The organism is Paenibacillus sp. Y930 (assembly GCF_056786375.1).
In genome coordinates this window covers 528,434-551,199 of the sequence record NZ_JBXCIX010000004.1, presented here as the reverse complement: position 1 = coordinate 551,199, position 22,766 = coordinate 528,434, and the positions used below count along the sequence as shown (strand labels likewise).

14 protein-coding genes are annotated in these 22,766 nt (G+C 38.0%); 1 reads left to right on the top strand and 13 read right to left on the bottom strand.

Features of this window, described 5'->3' with window-relative positions; genetic code table 11:
- Positions 1–190: 190 nt before the first annotated feature.
- Entirely contained in the window at positions 191–1,060 is an 870-nt protein-coding gene (locus AC1TO5_RS14900; protein ID WP_482063608.1) for an AraC family transcriptional regulator, read from the top strand.
- A gap of 128 nt (positions 1,061–1,188) precedes the next feature.
- Here the strand turns inward: AC1TO5_RS14900 and AC1TO5_RS14895 are convergent, their stop codons facing one another.
- From AC1TO5_RS14895 to AC1TO5_RS14835, 13 genes are all read right to left on the bottom strand, one after another.
- Positions 1,189–2,649, bottom strand: coding sequence for a glycoside hydrolase family 88 protein (locus AC1TO5_RS14895; protein ID WP_482063607.1), 1,461 nt, complete (start codon positions 2,647–2,649; stop codon positions 1,189–1,191).
- A gap of 19 nt (positions 2,650–2,668) precedes the next feature.
- Positions 2,669–4,972, bottom strand: a complete 2,304-nt coding sequence (locus AC1TO5_RS14890; RefSeq protein ID WP_482063606.1) for a helix-turn-helix domain-containing protein — start codon at positions 4,970–4,972, stop codon at positions 2,669–2,671.
- A 94-nt stretch (positions 4,973–5,066) separates the two neighbouring features.
- Positions 5,067–6,536 carry an extracellular solute-binding protein gene (locus AC1TO5_RS14885; protein ID WP_482063605.1) on the bottom strand — a complete coding sequence of 490 codons (1,470 nt, stop codon included), beginning with the start codon at positions 6,534–6,536 and terminating at the stop codon, positions 5,067–5,069.
- Positions 6,537–6,617: 81 nt separating this feature from the next.
- Positions 6,618–7,010: a Rieske (2Fe-2S) protein gene (locus tag AC1TO5_RS14880; protein WP_482063604.1), complete on the bottom strand. Its 393-nt coding sequence runs from the start codon at positions 7,008–7,010 to the stop codon at positions 6,618–6,620.
- Positions 7,011–7,026: 16 nt separating this feature from the next.
- Positions 7,027–7,902: a carbohydrate ABC transporter permease gene (locus AC1TO5_RS14875; protein WP_482063603.1), complete on the bottom strand. Its 876-nt coding sequence runs from the start codon at positions 7,900–7,902 to the stop codon at positions 7,027–7,029.
- Positions 7,902–8,795 carry an ABC transporter permease gene (locus AC1TO5_RS14870; protein WP_482063654.1) on the bottom strand — a complete coding sequence of 298 codons (894 nt, stop codon included), beginning with the start codon at positions 8,793–8,795 and terminating at the stop codon, positions 7,902–7,904. Before AC1TO5_RS14870 ends, AC1TO5_RS14875 begins: the two co-directional genes overlap by 1 nt.
- A 44-nt stretch (positions 8,796–8,839) precedes the next feature.
- Positions 8,840–9,907 carry an amidohydrolase family protein gene (locus AC1TO5_RS14865; RefSeq protein ID WP_482063602.1) on the bottom strand — a complete coding sequence of 356 codons (1,068 nt, stop codon included), beginning with the start codon at positions 9,905–9,907 and terminating at the stop codon, positions 8,840–8,842.
- A 306-nt stretch (positions 9,908–10,213) separates the two neighbouring features.
- Positions 10,214–10,522: a hypothetical protein gene (locus AC1TO5_RS14860; protein ID WP_482063601.1), complete on the bottom strand. Its 309-nt coding sequence runs from the start codon at positions 10,520–10,522 to the stop codon at positions 10,214–10,216.
- Positions 10,523–10,716: 194 nt separating this feature from the next.
- Positions 10,717–14,394 (bottom strand): S-layer homology domain-containing protein, encoded by a 3,678-nt coding sequence (locus AC1TO5_RS14855; RefSeq protein ID WP_482063600.1) that lies wholly within the window; start codon positions 14,392–14,394, stop codon positions 10,717–10,719.
- Between the two features lie 91 nt (positions 14,395–14,485).
- Positions 14,486–14,932, bottom strand: a complete 447-nt coding sequence (locus tag AC1TO5_RS14850; protein WP_482063599.1) for a DUF4760 domain-containing protein — start codon at positions 14,930–14,932, stop codon at positions 14,486–14,488.
- A complete protein-coding gene (locus AC1TO5_RS14845) occupies positions 14,919–15,221 on the bottom strand; it encodes a hypothetical protein (protein ID WP_482063598.1) in 303 nt (100 codons plus the stop codon). Before AC1TO5_RS14845 ends, AC1TO5_RS14850 begins: the two co-directional genes overlap by 14 nt.
- A gap of 409 nt (positions 15,222–15,630) precedes the next feature.
- Positions 15,631–16,449: a methyl-accepting chemotaxis protein gene (locus AC1TO5_RS14840; RefSeq protein WP_482063597.1), complete on the bottom strand. Its 819-nt coding sequence runs from the start codon at positions 16,447–16,449 to the stop codon at positions 15,631–15,633.
- Positions 16,450–16,711: 262 nt separating this feature from the next.
- A complete protein-coding gene (locus AC1TO5_RS14835) occupies positions 16,712–22,438 on the bottom strand; it encodes a bacterial Ig-like domain-containing protein (protein ID WP_482063596.1) in 5,727 nt (1,908 codons plus the stop codon).
- Positions 22,439–22,766 lie beyond the last annotated feature (328 nt).

Below are 22,766 nucleotides of genomic sequence, written 5' to 3'. Positions count from 1 at the left end.
CTTTAAGCTATGATCATATTCCGTACCATCATGAAAAAAAGCTTCCCTTATTCGAGAGAATCATATATTATTTCCTTAATTATAGACAACAAATTTGAATGGATATATAGCTAATTATTGCTTATTTATACTCTATATTGATATTTCTATAGACTGAATAATAACTTTTATATAGAGATTGGAGGCACTCATGAATCCGTATCGTAAAATGTTTAACTTTGAAGCTGAATTTCCTTTTGAATATGTATATCGTGATTCCAAAAGCGAACAATTTGAATTGCCTAATCATGTTCATGATTGGTATGAATTTGTATATGTTTATGATGGGAGAGGAACTTTTTTTATTGATCATACCTTTTATGATGCAGAAGCAGGCGATATTTTTTTAATACCTAGTAATACCATTCATCGCTCTTTCCCTGCTGGGGAGGATCCAAAGCGAGCAACTGCTTTCTATTTTAGTGCAGCATTTGTACATGATACGTCGGCTATCGGTGAGCGATTTCATTATTTGCAGCCTTTTGAAATCGCCCAATTAAAGCAATCTTTTCGCTTCACAGTACCAGAACCTTACCGCAAGCAGATCGTTGATCTAATAGAGCAGGTTCATCATGAGTATAGTGAGGAAACAATAGGGTTCAGGCAGGCGATTAGAATGCATATTCAACATATCTTATTATTGCTTAGTCGCCATGCAGAAAAAACTTGGGGGAACCCGCTTCAGCGCCAGTACGCAGCCATATTACCACAATGGCTAGAGCAGACTTTAACTTACATTGATTCACATTTGGAGGGAGCTCTTGGATTAGCTGATCTTGCTCGAAACGCTGCTATTTCGCCCGCTCATTTTTCACGAGTATTCAAACGATTAACAGGCATGAATGTTACCGACTACGTTACTGCCAAACGGGTAATTCGGGCGAAAGAAATGTTACAGCTGAATGATCGAAATATTGCACAGATTGCAGAAGCATGTGGATTTGGAAGCATTCCTCATTTCCATCGTAAATTCAAAATACTCACTGGTATGACACCGGCACAGTACAAGCATAGTTTGTAGAAGCATCACGTAAGAAATTGAAGTAGTTATTTCATAGAAAAACAGAATATCCTTCCACGAAAATTGAGGGAAGATATCCTGTTTATTGGAAGCGAAACTGTGTCGACTTCGTACTGTGAAATACCCATTCATTCATATAAAGCACTATGAAGCTGTCCCCATAAACCTAAACCCATTTGAGACAATACACGATAACTACTTAACTGTAGCTGCATACCACCTGCGTTATGCTGAGATACTCCACCTAATAATCCATCCGTTGATAAATGTTGTGACAATGCTTGATAGCATTTTTCAGCTTCCTGCAAATAACTCTGACTTATCACTTTTTCTTTGACTGATATAGCCATTGCCGCTGCAATTGCTGCCGAACCAGAGGTTTCAACTATCGTATCAGGCATATCTAAAAATATATTCCATAATCTGTGTGGCTGCTGCCATTTTAAGACGAGTTCACTCATTCTCACTATTTCTTGCTTGAGCTCATCCAATTCAGGTAACTGATTAAATACAGATTGCTTTAGCGTACAATAGGTTTTAACAAGCCCCAAGTAATACCATCCATAAGCTCTAGACCAATTTTTAAAAGTATGTGAATGAGTGTCAAGCATATAGCGCAAATAGACATCCTGATCTGTCGTTAAATATTTTTTCCGAAGTAATATTTGCCTGATAGCTTGCTTCGCAATCATTTCATTTTGTGAGACATTTGCTATCACTGCCAGAGGATAAGCGACTGTATAGCATCCCTCAGCAGAAATCATATCATGATCAATAATAAGCTCTGAGTCTAGCATCTTTTGCTTGAAAAAATCAGTTGCTTGGTCAATTAATGGATGTTGAGGATTACGCTTGGCGATAATCGCAACAGGCAAGGTTGCTTCGATGGTTGTAAAGGAACCATCAGCAATGTTGCCATGCAAATCTTCATATAGAAGTTCTCCATCCGTTGTTACATAATGACCTAGATGCATGTCGAGTGCTTGCTTAGCTTTTTCCGCATATTTACCCTTCGTAAAACTGTCTATTCCATCTAGTACACACCCTTCGATCCAGCCAAAAGGCTGCATCGATTTGAAAGAAAGCAAGCTATGAATAGCTGCTTCAATTTTATTATGCTCAGCAGGTATAACGAGAATATGGGGAACAAAAAAATGTTGATCGGTACTTCTGTTATCATTATTAAAGATCCATAGCTGTTGTAGCTTACCTGAACAGCTTAAAACTAACCCTTCTGTTATAGCCTTTCTCGCAGTTTCTTTATCTAGTATTAATTCAAAATATTGAAAGGTATAACTATACCGAACATCCATCGTACCGATAATCTCATTACTTTGCTTTAGCTTTACAACTATAAGCTGCTCATCACGATAATCCACAGCATTTGTAATTCGCAAACGATATTCGGCAATTTGTTCACGATTGAACCTTTGCAAATCAACATCACTCCAGCTAAAGTTAATAGAGTGATCTTCATCACCGATCATCGATGCTGACCAACCTCTAGGAATATGCTTGCCAGCTAGAACGCTCATCTCATCGGTAGTCTTACTAACGTTAGCAGTCCATTGCATTCCCATTTCACTCATATTTACTCCTCCTCAACCATCAATTTTGCTGCTCCCTATATTGGCTAGGAGTTAGCTGAACCATCTTTTTAAACTGGCGATTAAAATTAGAAGCAGTACTATATCTTAATTTCTCTGCAATTTCTGAAATTTTCATATCTGTATGCTTTAGCATATATTTAGCTTTTTCAATTCGATAATTAGATAAGTAGTCCGAGAAAGTAACCCCAACATCCTTTTTAAATACACGACTAATATAGCTTGGATGATAATTCAACTGGCTTGCAAAATATTCAATGCTTAGATCTTGATCATAGCGTTCCATAATCACTTGACTCACAAATTGAGAAATGTTAATTTCTAACTTTTGAATCTTCTGTCTATTCCACATGATTAAAGGTGTTACTACATTATTAATAAGCCATTGTTTCATTTCATCAACTAATCGAGAGCTTTCGAGCAAATACCCTGGCAAACGATGCCACTCAAGCACTTTGCTAATGGATTCGCCAGTATCCTGAATGATGCCTGTTAGGTTATTAAACAATCGATTTATCGCATGTTGATAATCAGTATGATGATTGGCGAAGGAATAAATATGCTCAAGTAGAATATCCAATTGTATCTCTGCTTGCTCTACTTCTGAACGTTTAATCGATTCAATGAGCTGATTTTCTAATTCTTTCGGATATCGAAATAATTCCGAGTTAGATGGTTCTACCTCTTCAATTCTTAAAATAGATTCATCTTCCAAGCGTGCTCGATAATAAAGCGCATGAATACTTTCATCATAAGCTAAGGAGGTATACATCCAGTCATGATGCTCACGACTTATCCCAATATTTACTGCAAGCTTTAAATAGGTTTTAACATCACTTTGCAGCTGGACCATAACATTATAAGTAAATATATCTAATGCTACTGCACTCTCGAGCGGACTACCCACAATAAGATGGATCATATGATTGTTAATGACAGGAGGAAGTGTATGCGCTTTATCCATCGTCTCATTGATAACATTACAAATCGCATACAACATTAAATCCAAGTCCTCAGCTGAATAACGTGAATCTCTTCGATCTATCTGCATGGATACAATGCTCCAGGTTGACCAGTTGGCGGGTAAATGAAGCTTATCTAGTTGTTCTTCAATAGTATCTGTGTTAAATCTTCCCAATAAAAGCTTAATTACAAAAAATTCCTGTGCTTGCTTATGTAACTGATTTACCTGTACCTTTAATTGATGCTTAGATGTCGTAAGCTCACTAAGATGATCGCTTATAAAGTGGATCTCGTTACGATCAGGCTCTCCTTGATGATTCGTAATTGACCGATACAATCTTCTAATAGGAGAAGACATACGATTAGAGAAAAAATATGAAGTCGCGATAACTAGTAAAATTAATATTGATACACTAATAATTGTGTAAAATTTTATGTTGTTTGATTTGTTCATAAGTGCTTCAATAGGCGTTACTGATATGTAAATCCAGTCATTATATTGAGCCTTATTATATTGAATAAGTAACTGTTGCTTATTGATTGTGTCGATAAAGTATCCCTCTAACGAATCACTAAGTTGAATTTGTTTGAAGTAGGCTTGCTCTGAAATTAAGCTTCCAATATCTGACTGAATAAGACTAGAAACAATTTGACCGTTGGAATCGACGACAAAAGTATTGCCACTGCTAATATCTCCAGATAGCTGTTTATTAAGCTCGCTTAATGGAATATGTACTGAAATTAGACCATATGGATTGTTTGAATTTAATGGTATGTTTTTATTTAATTGGATGATATATCTACCATTTTGTTCAAAATTCAGCTTCCAATAAGAAGATTTACCTGTAACGCTACCTAATGTGAGATCATCATAAATTTTAGATAGTAGATCATCATGTTTATCGACGCGAACACGATTTTTCATTTTATATACTGCACCGCTATCTACTAACCAATCCTCTTTAAAGCTGACTAGTTTAATATCTGTAATACCTAGCTCAAACACTTGAATTTGCACCAAACTAATGATTAGTTTTTCAAATACCTCACGATGCTCGTAATCAAATGGTAAATCCAAAACGCTTTGCATAGATATAGCATTGGTCGTAACTGGAGTAATAATCGTCTGTGTTGTTAATGTATCAACTGTCTTTAACACCGATTCAACCCTAGCTTTATTTTGCTGCAATATAAGTTTATTGCTTGCAGTTAACTCATCTTGTAATACTGAGGTAGATTTATAGAATGATAGGTATCCTAATAATAGAATAGGAAAAACACCAATTAGACAGCTGATGATGAGCATTTTATTAAAAAAGCTTCTCGGCACAAGCCTTATCATGTTATTCCTCCCATTTTTTTCACTATCATACCATAATATATAGTGCAAGAAGAGGGAAATATCTCTCGATATAATCCCCCTACTTGACTATTCTCTATTTATTTTTATAAAGCTCAGAAAATTCTTGAGCTACCTTCGAACCACCTGCTTTTTTCCACAGCTCTACAGCAGCGTCAAAGCCAGCATCATCAATTTCACCCATCACGTATTTTGTTTTTGCATCAGCAATAATTGTTTTTAACTGCTCATCTTTTTCGATTTGTGTCGGTGAGATTAAGCCATTTGATGGATTGGAAACACCAACTGCGGCATGCTCGACCATGCGTCCATTTAACATTATATCTGTTTCTGAATCACTAATAGGATAAATAACGGCATCTGTCGTAATTAAGTTTTTCAAGTCATCAAGATTGAACTGTTCTTCAGCTGGCTTCAGTCCATTTTCTTGTACAATTCTAACGAATTCAGCCTTCGCTTCATCACTATTAACTGAGTTGAAGTAGCTTAAGACATTCTTTAATTCTTCTTCGGTTTTCACACTTGTTTTTGGAATTAAAGCTCCACCAAAATGTCCAGTATCAGCAAAGGCCTTATTGTTAACAGGTGGACCTACTGTCATATCATAGACATTTTTCGTTTCTTCCATTTGGAAATAATAGAATGGCACAACTGCGTCAATTGCTTCGATACTTAGACCAACCCTGTTATTATACAGATCCTTACGAGCTTCATTTCGTACTGTAATTGCAAAGTTTTTATTGATTAATCCTTCGACATAAAGCTTCCTTACGAATGTTAATGCTTCGCGGAATTCTTTTGTCTCAATGTCTCTAATAAAGGATCCACTGTCATCTACCTTCCACTGATTTGGTGCTCCAAACCATGAGAAGATTTCAGGAGAAATATTGTTTTCATAAAACATAAGGCCGTATGTGTCATCGACTCCGTTTTTGTCAGGATCATTATCCTTAAACGCTTTTAAGAGGCTGTAAAATTCGTCTACCGTAGTTGGTTCTGACATTCCAACATTTTCAAGCCAATCCTTACGAATGATTGTTGCCGGACGAACGAGTGGACGAGGCCTTGGAATAACATAATAACCCCCATTAATCGTTAGATTATCTAGAATTTGTTGGTCATAATTTTTCAAGTTAGGGAACTCATCTAGATAAGGGGTGATGTCCCAAAACATTCCAGATTCAATCCCGTTAAGAACAGTCGTAATAAAAGGGTTTTCAACCATAATTGCTTGTGGTAATTCACCAGAACTTAACGTTACATTTAATTTATCTGCGTATACATTAAAGGGTACGTAGGTGATTTCTAAGTCGGTATTTGTAATCCTTTCCGTTTCAGATACAATTGGACCATCGTCAGAAGGTGCTGTATTCGAGAAGAATACGTTCATCATCGTTACCTTGTTCTTCTCCTGAGATCCCTCAGATGAAGTACCATTAGTTCCCGTTGCTGAGGTACCAGCATTGTTCGAACTACAGCCACTCAAAAAAATCGACAATGCTAAAGTAGCACTAAATACAGTACCCCAGATCTTTTTCTTCTTCATGTCATGACCTCCATTATAATTATCTATTTCCAGCATCGCTACTAAGTAAGAAATTAGCGATGCTACAAACCAAGCGTGAAATTACAACCAAATATATAGATTATTCTCGTCCGCTTCAAGCTCGCCTTTTTCTAAGCGCTCATCTTCGTTGTTATTATGAAGCTTTCCTTTAAAGAGCTTCGTATCTGGATCGACAAGATGCTCACCGGTCATGAGATCAAATTCCCATCCATGCCAAGGACAACGTGCAATCTCATTCTCTCGTCCATATTCATATTCGTATACGAGAGAGGGAAGTCTTGTTCCGGTAACAACTCCTTTGCACACAGGTGCTCCGAAATGGGGACAGGCATTTTTCCAAGCATAATATTGCCCATTTACATAATAAAGTCCAAACTCCGTAGTTTTCACTTTGACGATTTTGCATTTGCCCTCAACTACTTCATCTTTCGATGCAACTAAATATTTCTGCATAAGAATTCTCCCTTCATCAACCTTTAACAGATCCAATTAATGCACCTTTAGCAAAATACTTTTGCAAGAAAGGATAGACGCAAAGTATAGGTAATGTAGCTACTGTAATTACTGCCATTTTTACCGTTTCAGGAGGTATGGATGACTCACCTTCAACAGAGCCTTGTTCAACAAAACCAGCCTGTGAGACCATTACAATTTGACGAAGTAATACTTGAATCGGCCACTTTTCAGTATCGTTAATATATAAAATGGCATGTAGGTAAGTGTTCCATTGAAATACCGCGTAAAACAACGTTAAAGTGGCAATGGCAGGTAATGCTAAAGGGAGCATAATACGGAACAACAACGTTAGATCACCACAACCATCAATCTTAGCAGATTCTTCAATCTCTTCGGGAATGCCTCTAAAAAAGTTGATTAAGATTATTAAGTAAAAAGCGATAATCGCTCTAGGAATAATAAGTGAAGCGTAGTTATTCAGTAAGCCAAATTCTTTGACTACCAAGTAATCTGGAATCATACCACCAGAAAAGATCATTGTAAATACAATGAGAAACATTATTGTTCGTTTAAAATGAAATCTACGCCGAGATAGAGGATATCCAAGTAACGTAGTCATTAGTAAACTAAACAATGTACCAATGATCGTGATTCCTGCCGTTATCATTAAACTCGTAGGCAGTGCATTCGTTGAAAAAATGTATTTGTAGGCGGACAGTGAAAACTCTGTTGGAAATAACAAAAAGCTTTTTGAATTGTATTCTTCGACTGAAGCAAAGGAGCTCGAAATAATATGAATAAATGGAATAATTGTTATAAGTGCAAATATAGTAAGCAGGCTAATATTAACGATATCAAAGGTATATTTTCCAAGTGATTTTTCCTTCATTAATAAAGTCCCTCCTCACCTAATTTTTTGGCTATTTTATTTGCCATTACAACAAGTAGCAAGCCGATAAGACCTTTAAATAATCCAACTGACGTAGCATAGCTTAGTTGACCGCTCTCTATACCGACTCGATATACATACGTATCAAAAACTTCAGCCACCTGACGATTTAATGAGTTAACTAAAACATACACATGTTCAAAGCTCGTTTCTAGAATATCACTTAGCTTTAATAAAAATAGGATGACAATTGTGCTACGTATACCTGGGAGTGTAACATGCCATATTTGACGAATACGATTTGCACCATCCATTCTAGCTGCTTCATATAGTTCTGGACTTATTGCAGACAATGCAGCTAAGTAAATAATTGTTCCCCAGCCTGTATCTCGCCATATCACTTGTAATATATACATAGGTCTGAATAGCTTTTCACTCATCATAATTGTAAAATTATCAACGCTATACGAGGATAAAAAACTTTGCAATAAGCTACGCTCGGATTCAAAGATAACAAAGAACATGGAAACAACTACAACCCAAGACATGAAATGAGGAATATAGATTATAGTCTGAATCCAGCGTTTAAAAGCCTCTTTGCGAATTTCATTAAGCATAATGGCTACTATAATGGGAGCAGGAAAAGCAAATACAAGCTGATATACAGAAAGCATCAATGTATTTCGCAGAAGCATCCAAAAATCCAAATCTGTAAATAGTCGCTCAAAATGTTTAAAACCTACCCATTTGCTACCTAAAAACCCCGAGAAAGGATGGAAATCTTGGAATGCAATAATTATGCCACCCATTGGGAGATATTTGAATATGATAAAGTACAAAATACCAGGGATTGCCATCAAATAGAGCCAATAGTCTTTACGCATATCTTTCATCACTTGCACTGCGGAAGTTTTCAAACTACCCCCTCCTCTTATCATTAGACTCGCGTTAAGCCATATAGTTTGGCTGCATTATCACCCATTATTGCTTGCTTAAGATCCTTTGGAAAGGAACGTAATGCTAGTTTGGGATGATCAAAATCCCAATGAGGATAATCACTTGAAAATAAAATTTGTGATTCTGCCTTACACATTTTAATAATATCAACTAAATGTTGCGGATTTTCTGGCTCTTCAATAGGTTGAGTTGTTAGAAAAACATTCTCTCTTATATATTCAGAAGGCATTTTTCTTAGCCAAGGTGTAGTATCACGTAGTGCTTTATAGTTTTTATCCATTCTCCACATGAGATGAGCTAACCATGCTATGCCGCCTTCGATCAGAACTACCTTTAGATCTGGAAACTTTTCAAAAGCTCCTTCACATACAAGACTATTTACATGCGCCATATAATTTGTAGGTAGTATATTATGCCATTCCATATAACGAGATGGATAACCTGATGCAGTCGGAGCACCAGTCTGACCTCTTCCTTCGGTACCAGGATGTATCGCAATTGGCAAATTCATTTTTACACATGCTTCATATATAGGATGATATACACGATGACCATACAGTTTATTGGCTGCACTACACATAACAACCTCAACGATATCAGGGTGCTTTCCAATACGTTCTATTTCTTTAGCAGCATGGGAAGGATCAGAGTGGTTAATAACCATCGCCGCTTTGAACCTTTTATCTACACTAAGCCATTGCTCAATTAAATAATCATTGTACGCAGAAACTACAGCGTTTGCATAATCAATATCAGGATGCAAGGATAACTCTAAAATGCTTTGGCCAGTCAAAATGATATAATCAAAACCAAATCTTTCAACATGATCTTTTACCATAAAATGAGGATCGCTACCTGAGGTTGAACCATCATCAGGAACGGCATCTTTTCGAAGGACACCAACTGGTGAATAATACGGCTGTCCTAGACCCGTTCCAGACGCCAACCATTGCGAATGCCAAACTTTCGATAAATATGGTAATAAATCCGTTGGACTTTTAATGCCATTATGAACATCAGTATCAATTAGTAATGGTTTATTACTCATCCCAAACACCTCGCAGTTTTTTTGATGAAGATATGACTTAAGCATATTCAAGAAAGCGCTTTCTTTGAATGATCACTTCATGACCAATACAAAACATCAATAAACTAAAGGGGTAAACGTTAAATATTTAGCTTATAGTAATCATCTCTTGACCATGAATAATCAATAGATGACATTAGAAACCATCTAGAGGTGTAATGCTTCTTCATATTTTTGATATAATTAGCATAGAAAATGACAACGAACCATGAAGGCCTCTCGGTCTTCATGGTTCGTTGTCATACTAAGATTATCCATTCAACTTTACTAGCCTTCAATATATTGCGCATTCAATCCTTCAGCTACTTCTAACATTTTATGATAGATCATTTCATGGGATACGGATACATACACATCACCGTCAAAATAGCGAAATGGAATTTGCACCTCTCCAACCTGCCACATAAAAAACTCACCCTTAATCGTCATCACCGTTTCACCTGAGCGAGTAGAATATTGTTCCATATGTGTAAAATCAGTTTCTTTTCCAAAAAAAAATTTACATTCTTCAAGTGGTATAGTATTTTCGTACTGATCACCATGAAGATTTCTAGTAATTCTATATCTAGTATTCATCTTTAACCCTCACTTTAACAACTTATATGATACTTCAATTCAACAAATTAAGTATAGCATATATGTACTGCTGCTTTTCCCATATAACATAAAAAAGCAGCCCTCCCTCCGAATCAATGAAGGGACGAGCTGCTTTTTGAGTTTTTACAATTATATTTCCATTTTGAAGCTATTTCAGTTCCAATACTCTAGTTTTATTCAGTCGCATCCTTATGCTCATGATCGATGGATGCTTCCTGGATTTGTTCAAACGCCCAGTGAGTATTGGGAACGTCTGACCATGGAGCCATTGTTGTAGTTAATGCTCCACGACCCAGCAACTTATTAATCATATTAACTGCTTCAGCACGAGTTAATATCTGATCCGGTCGGAATGTATCGTTAGTATTACCACTGATTATACCAGCCGCTTTCACGAGCTCCATCGCTGATTGTGCCCAATGTCCTTCTGTATTCGGCAAGCTATCGCCGCCGCTTTGGTCATTGCCTAACCAGCGAGACAAGATTACGACCATTTCTACGTGAGTAATCACTTGCTCTGGTCTAAAACTTCTATCTGTATAACCTATCATTAAGCCCATCTTCGAAACTTCTTCAATGGCCTTGTTCGCCCAGTTGGTTGAAGCAACATCAGTATAAGAGATATTGACTTCTTGCATTGCTAGCTTGGAAACTCTCGCCAATAATGCAGCCATTTCAGCTCGTGTAATGCTTCTTTCAGGACCGAATGTGCCGTCAGGGTAACCAGATATATATGCTTTGTGATGCTCTGGTTCTGAAGCTTTCATATTTACAATTGCCAATGTTCCAAGCTTAGAAAGTGTAACGCTTATACCATACTTGCCGCTACCATCGTAAGATACAACTTCCCCTTTTACTAAACCCTTCGTTCCATCATTGTACTCAATGTAGACGCCTAGATTTTTCAATTGCTGTTCGGTTAGACTCGTATCTCCAAGCGGGAGTATCAATGTGACAGCATTGCTTTGTAGATTTGTTGCAAGTGTCACCGGTCGGCCTATTACGCCAAGGATGTCATTACCTGCGATATCACGAACTGCCTGCTCGGTTGTTGCACGCTGCTCGATTTCCTTACGCTGTTCCTCATTCTTAATCGGTACGATACGGAAGTATATATCTTCCTGTACCCCTTCTAATGAGCTTTTCGGAATATCGATTTGCGTGTTTTTTGTAAATATTTCTACGCCAACATTCCCCTTTACCAATTGCTCTGTTGAAGCTTTCGGAAAATTCACGGTCAGTTCTGCAACTTCGTCTTGCAGATCAGGGATTACGATTCTCGCTACGTCCGATCCAGCTGCCGTAAGCTCATCAATCGCTTTATTCACTAGATCTAGCGGGAATGTAACCTCTTCTTTTTTACGTCCGTTTGCATCTGTTACACGGTTGATTAAGGCAGTCGAAACGACTGTCCCTTTCCAATTTACACCGTTTTCTACATTGACTGTGATCGCTTCACTTGGCGGAGTAGTGTTACCACCTCCATAAGAAGCAACTTTCAATGTAATGTTCGCTGCAATAGCCTCCTTAATCTCATTGCCTGCTGCATCCTTCAGCTTCATATACACTGTTTTGCTGCCGTTGCCTGCTAATAAAGTCCATGCTTTCGTCGTAGCAACGGGCTCCCATGCACTCCATGTTTCATTATCATTGGAGAATGACATCTGAACATTTGCTGAGCCTGGCACTTTTGGAGGTAGAGAAGCAAGTGACATGCTCATTGAGGTAGCCAATGCCGCTACGATCGAGTTGTCATTGAATGCAAACCATTTAGGCTGAGTGTCTGCCTTGTTCAGAATAATAGCTCCTGTCCCATCAGGATCAGTGCCTGTCATTGCCAAAGTAACCGATGCTGAGTCGGTCGTCGAAACACCCCCATTAATACTTAATGTTCCCTCAGGAGTCGTTTTATCGAAGTTAACGCTATGACCATTACTGTCCGTCGTCGTATATACGGTGACATATTCACCGGCAGCCATCGCAACGATGTTAATGAACACATCACCTTCGTTGTCAATTTCTGTGAAAGTACGCGCTGCGCTATACACATTATCGCTAACTTTCGTTGCGGTTACTTCTGTTGCCATAAATCCGATGTATACAGTTGGAATAGAGCTAAGCTCCTTGTTTGATGTAAACGTCACGGTCACTGTATCGCCCACTTTGGCTACTCCTGCCGTCGGATTATTGCTCATAATACTATCTATCGTCAAACTCAGTGGTAGTTCTTCCTTCATTAACGTTACGGTAACAACATGTGCCGCATCCTTGATAGATTCGATTCCATTAGATGTTGCAGTGATCACAAACTTATAAATTCCTGCGGGTAAATCACCGATATTAGCCGCGTTGACCGATCCATCTGCATTACTAGTGCCAAGTGGGATAGCTGGTCCCAACTCTCCAGGTAGATCGACTATGCCATCGGGATTGCTGTCCTTCCATAAATACGCTGAAATCTCCAGATTCTCCCCACCTGTTGCATTCGCAGCACCTTGGAGCTTATCCTGCGTTCCTGTAAAGTTATCTACAGCCGTAAACATAGAAGCATCTACGTCTGATCTAAGAACAATAGTAGGATCTACTACTCCCGGATCTGTCAAACTATTTGATGTATTATTATAGATGTAAAATTTATAAGCCCCACCAGTCAATTGATTCCCCGCACTGTCCATTGTCTCGGAGGAAGTTCCTGTCCAACTCGACAGAAAATTAGTTTGAGGAATAGAAGCCGCGATTGGATCATGATTGTCTAGATCCAATACAATATTGGCCGGCAAAAGATATATATTAACAGTGGATTCCACTCCTGAATAAGTATGCCATTGAATAGAAATATCTCTTCCATCTACTCCGATATAGGTATCATCATTATCCGTTGCCGGGCCAGGAGCTGCCGTTCCATAAGCTGCAAAACCTAGTTGTAGTTCTTTTTGATTTCCTTCCATTTCTAAATTTGTTAAAGGAATTCGGTATTCGTATACTTTATGCTCATAAGATACTTTGTCTGTATACGTAAAAAATTGTTGACCCCAAGTTGTTTCGAGAACAGACACCTTAAATTCCTTGACGCCTGTATTCGTTTTCACATAAACTTTCGTATAATCAGCATCATTGTCAAATGTATTGTCAGAAGTAAAATCAATGACTACATACAGATTTTCATCGTCATTCCAAACCCATCCATACGTAATACCTTCAGGGTGACCTGAATCCGGTATTGTATACTGCGTAAAGAATGGAGCTCGCAATGCGATTTCATTCAAATTCCCGTCCATTGCAAGACTACCCCGTGAGGAGTTAAGTTGATATGTATAATACTCGGACTCAAGATTAAACTCCTTATAGAGATTGCTAGTCGGATATTGGAAAGGTGTTTTACTAATAACCTCTGGTTCAACACGCGCAGCAATTTTTAATATGCTATCGGAATCCCCATCTGTAAACTTCAAAACTACTCCAGATACTTCGACATTAATTAAATCCTGGTCAGTAGTAGCCAGCTTGCGAACATACGCATCTGTATCTCCATTCACCTCGATCAGGGATTGCGTTCCGAGTACAACGGAATCAAGATGCGCTTTCCCGCCCCCCTGCTGTTGTAGCCTAATTACTGTAGGTTCATCAGCTTGAGTACCTGTTACTTTTAGCGATTTCTCAGATATAAACTTACCGTATGGCAGCGAACCTTGCTCAACCCATACTCCTTCTACTAAAACTGAAACTATTAATTTTCCGAGTTCTTCATCACTATTACTAACAGCTTGAGCAGGTCTGATCCCAAACATATTCATGCATAATAGAACTGCGACAAGCAATAGAAGACCTTTTTTCATACTACCTTTAATCATGTTTCTCCTCCTATAACCTTTTGGTCTAAGCGTATCAGAATGTAATGAAAGGATTCTGAAAGGATTCGTGTGATGTTAACTAGGCATACCTCTAAATAAACTTATTATTTTTGATTCTATAATATAGATACACGAATTCATTACAATACTTTGGATTATCTTTTTGTCTACATTCAATGTATTCGACTAATGCCTCATATAGTTTCATTACTTCTGTTCCTGATGAACCCTTAAAAATATAGAATGGAAGATAATTAGCCTTCACCATGAATCCCCACTTATCAAAAAAATTGCATACCATTGACTCGTCCTTACACTCTTCCATTTTATAATTTTTGTTTTCATTCGTTTTATTCAGAATGTTTTTTTGACTTTCAATTAACTTTTCGTCAGCAGCTTCTTTGTAATATTCAAGAATAACATCAAGTTGTACTTTCTTCTTATTCCATTTAATTATGAAAAAACCTAGAATGGCTAGTATCGATGCGATGACTCCCGTTGCAATCACAAAGATATCCTCAAAATTACTCAAGTACATATATATTAACCCCCAGTAATTTCTTGAAATTATAATTATAGTTTATATGATATTCCTTCTCATTAACTGATTTCACATAAGAATTAGCTGCCGTATCAAACACGTCCTGCAAGGGAACAAATATAGCATCATACTGCTGCGCAAGCTCCCTTACACTCTGCTGATACTTGGTGATCAGCTCCTTCCAACGAGCATACAAATCTGAAATCCGATCTCCACTTATACCGTGATCTCTATTACCATCCGTAATGGAATCTCCTTGAAATACTACAACAAGATTATCCTTCATCTCACAGCCCCCTTTATTAGATTCTCTGAACTGTATAATAACAAAAACATCATAACACAATATATTATATTTGAAGTTACCAAAGTTAAAAATGATAAGGAATTCTCTTCTAAATTTATGAGTGACCCGCTTCGGCGATCGAATCTGTTGTCGGATCAACCTGCCGAATGATCAGATTAATGCACTGATTGATGGCGTAAAAGCGAAAATATCGCTAGACAAAGCAGGCGACATGCTCGGCTCGATTAAGAAGCTGTTCTAATTGAACAATGTATGTCTCATGAACAAAAGTGAGACAGCGGTCAAATTTCCATGCAACTTTAAATAACCAGTCATCGAAATTTACTCGACGACTGGTTATTTTATTTCGCTAGAATAGGATTTAAGTTGAATTAGTTAATCTCATTACTTATAATTTTTTAGCAAATTGATTCAACTGCTCTGACATCCGATGAACCTCTTCGATAAAGTCTGATATCTGTCTGGAAGACGTCGCCTGCTGATCAACAATTGCCGTCATATGTTCAATGGATACACGCATTCCAGTTATCGCTTCTTCAAATATTTTCAGTGTCTGCTGAATCGTGTTCGTGGAGTTAACCGTATCTTTGGATAGTTTTCGTATTTCACTCGCTACAATGCCGAATCCTCTTCCTTGATCCCCTGCATGAGCAGCTTCAATGGCCGCATTTATACCTAATAAATGCGTTTGGTCAGCTACTCTTCTAACCATCGATACAACTTCATCCGTTTCATTGACCTGATCTACCGTCTGATGAGCGAGCGTAAGAAGCTTCTGTGCAGACTCTGCCAATACAACCGATCCATCCGCAACTTGGGAAAGCTGATTGTTGGCTTGTATTAGTGAAGTAGAGATTTGGTCTGCAATGGCTATTAACTCCGTTTGTTTGCGAAGTTGAATAGCTATGCCACCTATCACATTACCATTGGAGTCATGTAACGGAGTTGCCGTCCCAATAAATTCAAAACCGTAAAATGTAGCAGGCACTTCCGATCTTAGCGCCTCATTATTTCTAATCGCCTGCATTAACGGTTCATCGTGATGCAAAAATTGACCCACACGTATATTCAAATCAATATTTTCTCCAGGCGAATAAGCAATAAATTTTTCTGTATCACAAATAGCAATCGATAAATCAGCAGGAACTGCCGTCTTTAAGATTGGAACCATTGCAACGATAGTTTCTAGCGATTCAATGCAATTCATCTCAGATTCTCCTTAATACTATCTTTATAATTATTAATATTATATCCCATTGGATTTGGAATGATATGATTAATGATCTTCAGAACTATTTTTCCGGCTCATTCCGTACTCTTCTAACTGTCTCATTATAAGGAGATATTTTACGACAAGCAAGGAACATTTTACAATAATGTAGAACCGCAAAGAAGACACCTCACGGTGTCTTCTCTGTTACTATCTGGTCATAAGCAATCATACATTGTTTCTAGAGTGTATTATGCGTTTATTGATCACTCCGATTACTGAACACTAAGCGTTCGATCAACACAACTGCCTCGGCACGAGTTGTTACTCCCATGGCATTAATCTGTTTGTTATATCCTTGTATTACTCCGTGTTCAACTAATGTAGATAAGATCTCCTTCGCATAACTAGCAATTGTCGCTGAATCTTTAAATTGCTCTAACGCCTTCTGATCTTTAGCTAAGCTTAACTGGAGCTTCTCTACCTTCTGGATTGCCTTATAAGCAATAACAAACATTTCTTGACGCTCAATCTCTTGATTAGGTTTGAATTCACCTGAAGGATACCCATTAATAATATCAAGTTGCTCAGCTATCGTTAGTGCTTCATAGTAATAAGCATCAAATGCTACATCTGAAAAACCTAATGAATTGTCTATACTCGCAGTAAGTCCCAAGGCGCGCATGAGCATAACGACAAAGTCTGCTCTAGTAACTGCCTCATTTGGAGCAAAGTTAGATTCATTGGTCCCATTAATTGCTCCTTTTGCGGCAAGCGTACTAACCGCTTCATAAGCCCAATGGGTAGTCGGTACATCTGAGAAGTTCTTCGCATTGAATACTACAGCATATTGACTGAGATGATCCGTCCTCCATCTTATACCTTTTGCCTTTTCATCATAATACGCGTTAGGTACTGGAGAAATCTCACCATTGTTAGCAATATACCAAATCGTTAGCTTAGACAGATGATTTTGCTCATCAACGCTTGGTGTATACGGTACAAACAATTGTAATGAGAGAGCTGGATTATTATAATCAATCCATTGACCATTCCAATAAAAATCAAACTCTATGACTGGCCTTACTATTGCATCACTAGACCAACCTGTTCCATTAGTTACATCCGTAACATCACGAATTTCTACAATTAATTCACCGTTGCTAGCATTGCTTTCATTCACAAAAGCTCTACTAGGAATAATGATGCTTCCAATAGGAGTAATGATTTCAACATTGTAATCTTGATTAGCGGTTACAAATAGATCGGTTGGCAATAGTATCCGATAGATCTTCTCCTTTGGATCTTCTCCTAGTGTAATCGTAATTCCTGAACTTGATTGGGTATTCAATAAGGCAATTGCTGCTTTAGCTTGTTCTGAAGTAATTTCGCCGGTTACCTTTCCATTCTCGATAGTTCCCTTAAGTTTAAAGGAAGTTGACGGCGTTGGGGCTGGTTCAGTTATCGAATTGTTAGAATTACCCCCGTTATCCGCATCTTTCGGAGCAGTAAAGCTTAAGAAATCAGTTGAAATAATGTTGCCTTCATTGTCACGAGCAAATTCTAGTGGTATCTGTAAGTTTTTAAAGTTACTTTCGGCAATGACCGTGCCAACGCTATTAGCAAACTTCGTTCCATCATACAGATAATTATTTTTAGCACGTGTGGATTGCGGCACTTGATCTCTAGCGATAGAAGCTGTTGCATAGGAAACGAATCCATCAATCGTAAAGTCAGGCGTAATTTGACTATAGGTCGTAAATACAATATTGCCTTTTGGATTGTTAAAGCCAATATTATCGTTAGCAATAACCCCTGGATTACTATTACTTGCAAAGCCTACAGTTCCATTATTGAAGGCAATGCTATTACGAATAACGTGAGCCACGTGAATGCCTTCACCACCAAGCTTAAAGCCATTGCCATCCCCTTTTAACTCTGTGGATCCCATCGGATATCCGTTATTGTAGGCAATACTATCTTCAATCGTTACCGCTCCAATAGCACCTGATCCTGCCTTCGTATATAAATCCCATCCATCATCCACATTGTTGTAGGCAATAGTGCCACGGAATACATTACCTACTCCAGAGGTCAGCTTAGCTGCAAAACCATCCGCATTGTTATCAGAAGGATCACGATTGGCAAATGAAGTACTATTGAGAATCAAATTGTAGGACGGCCAATCTGCTATTTTATTGGAATCATCCGTTCGACTAATTTGCAATCCTGTATCTCCATGCTCATAGAAGCGAGACAGCTCAATAATATTATGGCTACCACCTACCGTAAATCCTTTTTTATTACCTGCTGAACGAGCAAAATCTAGACCGATCACATGCCAATAGTTCCCCCTAAGCACTACTCCCTCAGATTTTTTATCAAAATCAATAACAGGTCGAGCGCCTTCTGCTGCCTTTAATGTTTTCATAGCATCTGCTGTTCCATCATTATATTTTTTTATTTCCAGCTTGGAATTACGTAAATATTGTCCATCTTGAACAATAATCGTTTGACCAGGAGCTACATAGGTGATTGCCGTATCCAGATCAAGTGGATTGTCTACAGTCCCATCACCATTTGAACTTCCATATGGAGCAACGTATAGGTCATCTCCGTATTGTTTAACGATAACGGTACGATTTAAAATAATCGTTTCATAGCTTTCTAAATATTCAGTATCACTTGGAATAAAGCTGATCGTAAACGGATTATTACCTACCATTACATTCGTTGCCTTCGACAACACTTGATTAGCTTCAATCGCTACATCATCAACAATGATCGTATTGGCTTGCTTAATCGTAACCGAACCTGACGTATTTGCTTTTACTTTAACTTCATATTGCTCTGTAGTTGAAGTTTGCTGCAGGGAAACAAATTCAATACTAGCAGCTAATGGTACTAATGGAGGCTCGACCTTAGGAGCATCCGATGCCGCTGATGTTACTTTAAGCTCCATATGATGAACTTCAATTGTTGCCAGACGTGCAACATAGAAACCTACATACATTTTATTATCTTGTACATTTAGAATCTCTGGTGTGTACAAGATCTCTTGCTTACCGTCATTCAGCTTTCCTGTAAAGCCGCTATTCGTTTTCGCTAAAGTCAGTCTGTAATTTTGTGCAGGATAAGTATTAGCCTCCGTAGGACGTCCACCTTGAATCAAACTAGACTTAATTCCTTGACTACCGCTGCCATCTGATGTTTCTACTCCTGTACGTACAAATAGCTGCGTGCCATTCGGATTACTCGTTCCTCCACTATAACCTCCGACTGCCGCAATGTTAGAGGCAAACACTGAAGAATCATTAGCAATTCCTATCGCATCACGAGCCATAATCCCGAAGGATTCCTGTCCGTCATGATCTGGAGACTTCGCATATTCAATGACTTTAATATCTGCAGATAGTTCAAAGTTATCTTCTACAGCATCTAACTCCACATAATAGAAGCTAACTCCATCATGATCGCCAGTAACTTTCCCTGCTGAGCCACCAATTGCTTTCAGAGTAACTACACCATTGTCAGCTACTTCAATCGTATTATTGCTCGATGAAGTTGATTGACCAAACCGAATGCTCTTCCATATAGCTGGCGTTTCATCACGTACGGTAACTAGCAAGTCTAGCGATGCTAGTTCTTCATCATTAGGTGTAATTGTAAGCATATATTGGCCTGTTGCTTCCGCATTATACTTAGAGGTATCCATGGTATAATCCTCATCTGTAATCGTTTTCAATTCGCCGTTATCATAAGCAATAGCTAGCTCTAATTCCGATAAATCTAATTGCTCACCTAACTTATAGGTTGTTTTGGGATAACTTGTTACGACTAACTGGATTTCTTCCTTTTCTTTGACCAATAAGGATAGTGTTGCAGTCTGGCCACGATAAGAGATTACTAGCTCCTGGTGACTAGCAAAAGCTGATCTAAAGCCGGATAATGTTAGATCTTCTCTGGAAATACGTTTACTGGAATGATCACTGTAATGTCCATAAACAATCAATCCATCTAATTGCAGCGCTTCATCTATAAAGTACGTTGTTTTAGTTGGAAGCTGACGGATTTCTATTCTAGTAAGGCTTGCATCCACTACGTCAATTGTAAACTCAGTAGATATATTAGTATTTTCTGTTGAGTTGATAGTGACACTATAAGTACCAGCAGCAGTAAATTGATGCTTTTCACCTAACCCATTATAACCATAACCATCATACACTTTATCTTGAATAGCTATCGTGTATAAGTCTGGTGTGAGCTCTTGATATAAATAGCCATCTTCATAGTTTGCTTCAATCGTTAAGCCTTGAAGCTGAAGCACATCGCCCACATAATAAGTTGTTTTGGCAGGTGCGTATACCATATCAAGTGAAGTCACTTCTAGCGCCACCACTTCGTAATTCAAATGAGCTGTTTTCCCTTTATAATGAATCGTTAATACTTTACTTCCTACTTCAGCGCTATCAAAACCTGTAACAACATAATCTCCGTTTGATAGTATTTTTTCACTGTTATCACCCATCATTGCTGTGACAACCAAGCCATCTAGATCAAGCTTCTCTTGCAGACGATAATATGTTTTCATAGTAGAAGCATCAATCTCTAAAGAGCTCACTGTTGCCGTTTCTATTGCTAGCTTAATATTAGAAAAGTTTACCTTAGCATCACGCGCAACATAAACGCCTGCATATAATTGCTCCGTGAATAAATCTTCTACCGTTACAAGCTGACTTTCCCCATCAACTGTTAACGTATAGCTATTTTGATTTTTTTCAATTTGTAACTGATAAACTTCATTTGCTGTCGGCACGTTAGCAGTAGAATAAGTATTTAGCTTTGTTTGAGTACCTCCACTACCATTAACTACACCAGATTTATAAAATCCTTTCATTAGAGTATCCAAAGCACCTACTGTAATATAATTCGAAGTAGTAGCTGTAGCTGAACGATGCTCGCCAATGGTGTCACGAAGCATTAATCCAAATGACTTTTGATTAGGAGTGGAAATCGATGTGTTATCATTAAATGATTCAATCGTCGCTGTTGCCTCTAATGTAAAGCTAGCATTTGCTGGTACCTCATAGGCTAGATATGAAATCCCTTCATCTGCTCCAGCTAACTTTCCACCTGTTGCTTCCAAAGTATATGCACCTAATTCGTCTGAGACTGGATCTGGATTTTTCTCAACAGAAGTATTACCCCCGAAAGAATAGAATTGAAGTTCTCCAAGCTCTGGTTGCTCCTCTTCAATGATATCTAATTGAATATCACTATATGTAACGTCAGCATTACGAGCAGTAAATAGTCCTAAGTAACTTACCTCTGGAGCATAGTTATCTACAACATAACTAAATTCATTCACCGTAATTACATACATATTTTCTGATTTTTCAACGGAAAGTTGATAGCTGCTGCCAGCTGCCGGCACCGTTAATAACGTTTCCAAATCCTGCTTTACCTGTGCTGTGTTAACTCGATTAAATATTTTAAGCTTTTTATCTAATCCTCCAATTGCTAGATAATCATCTTTTCCATATTCAGTTCCATGTATATTTTCATATATTTTATTTCTCAGCATAATACCGAATGATGTTTGATTATTATCGCTAAAGCTATTCACGGTTGCAGTAGCTGAAAATTCATAATCTTGATCTACTGGTACTGGTTGATACAAATAGGCGATCCCATCTGATGACGAAGATATTTTACCGCGATCATTCATACTTTTCATCTGAACAGTTCCTTGTTCATCTTCGACTATACTAAAATTTGTTGCCGTTATTTTATCCTGTCCACCCACATCTCCAAATACAGAAGCGTTCCAGCTTGTATCAGGCTGTAAGTTTACAATAGCTGGCTCTTGGACCGGAACGTTTTCGTTACCCTCGTCCTCAGCAGCTACTACCCCTATATTGGTAGGTAATATAAGCATTATTGCAAGTAATGAAGTAAATACTCTGCTCTTTAATTTTTTACTCATACGATAGTTTTCAACTCCTATAATCGAATTTGTTGTTTCGATTGCGCGGGCTTACTTATCGCTAGTTCTCATCACCTTCTCTCTTCTCTTACACTATGACAGATGAAACGTATTACTTCGATAATCATCTCAACAGACTCTTACACTAGCACCTATTTATACTGCATTCACTTAAATATCTAATAAAATGCTTATTGCATCGGAAAATGATTATTGCTGAAAACGTAAATGTTTAACGTCTATATTGGCTAAACATTACTGCATAGCAAAGGCAGCTGGCACTGTGGACTAGTATATAGCCCACAGCACCAGCTGACTTTCTTAATTA

What these genes read in the sequence shown, in the direction of transcription:
- AC1TO5_RS14900 (WP_482063608.1), top strand. Translation starts at nt 191, where the DNA reads ATGAATCCGTATCGTAAAATGTTTAACTTTGAAGCTGAATTTCCTTTT.
- AC1TO5_RS14895 (WP_482063607.1), bottom strand. Translation starts at nt 2,649, where the DNA reads ATGAGTGAAATGGGAATGCAATGGACTGCTAACGTTAGTAAGACTACC.
- AC1TO5_RS14890 (WP_482063606.1), bottom strand. Translation starts at nt 4,972, where the DNA reads ATGATAAGGCTTGTGCCGAGAAGCTTTTTTAATAAAATGCTCATCATC.
- AC1TO5_RS14885 (WP_482063605.1), bottom strand. Translation starts at nt 6,536, where the DNA reads ATGAAGAAGAAAAAGATCTGGGGTACTGTATTTAGTGCTACTTTAGCA.
- AC1TO5_RS14880 (WP_482063604.1), bottom strand. Translation starts at nt 7,010, where the DNA reads ATGCAGAAATATTTAGTTGCATCGAAAGATGAAGTAGTTGAGGGCAAA.
- AC1TO5_RS14875 (WP_482063603.1), bottom strand. Translation starts at nt 7,902, where the DNA reads ATGAAGGAAAAATCACTTGGAAAATATACCTTTGATATCGTTAATATT.
- AC1TO5_RS14870 (WP_482063654.1), bottom strand. Translation starts at nt 8,795, where the DNA reads ATGAAAGATATGCGTAAAGACTATTGGCTCTATTTGATGGCAATCCCT.
- AC1TO5_RS14865 (WP_482063602.1), bottom strand. Translation starts at nt 9,907, where the DNA reads ATGAGTAATAAACCATTACTAATTGATACTGATGTTCATAATGGCATT.
- AC1TO5_RS14860 (WP_482063601.1), bottom strand. Translation starts at nt 10,522, where the DNA reads ATGAATACTAGATATAGAATTACTAGAAATCTTCATGGTGATCAGTAC.
- AC1TO5_RS14855 (WP_482063600.1), bottom strand. Translation starts at nt 14,394, where the DNA reads ATGATTAAAGGTAGTATGAAAAAAGGTCTTCTATTGCTTGTCGCAGTT.
- AC1TO5_RS14850 (WP_482063599.1), bottom strand. Translation starts at nt 14,932, where the DNA reads ATGTACTTGAGTAATTTTGAGGATATCTTTGTGATTGCAACGGGAGTC.
- AC1TO5_RS14845 (WP_482063598.1), bottom strand. Translation starts at nt 15,221, where the DNA reads ATGAAGGATAATCTTGTTGTAGTATTTCAAGGAGATTCCATTACGGAT.
- AC1TO5_RS14840 (WP_482063597.1), bottom strand. Translation starts at nt 16,449, where the DNA reads ATGAATTGCATTGAATCGCTAGAAACTATCGTTGCAATGGTTCCAATC.
- AC1TO5_RS14835 (WP_482063596.1), bottom strand. Translation starts at nt 22,438, where the DNA reads ATGAGTAAAAAATTAAAGAGCAGAGTATTTACTTCATTACTTGCAATA.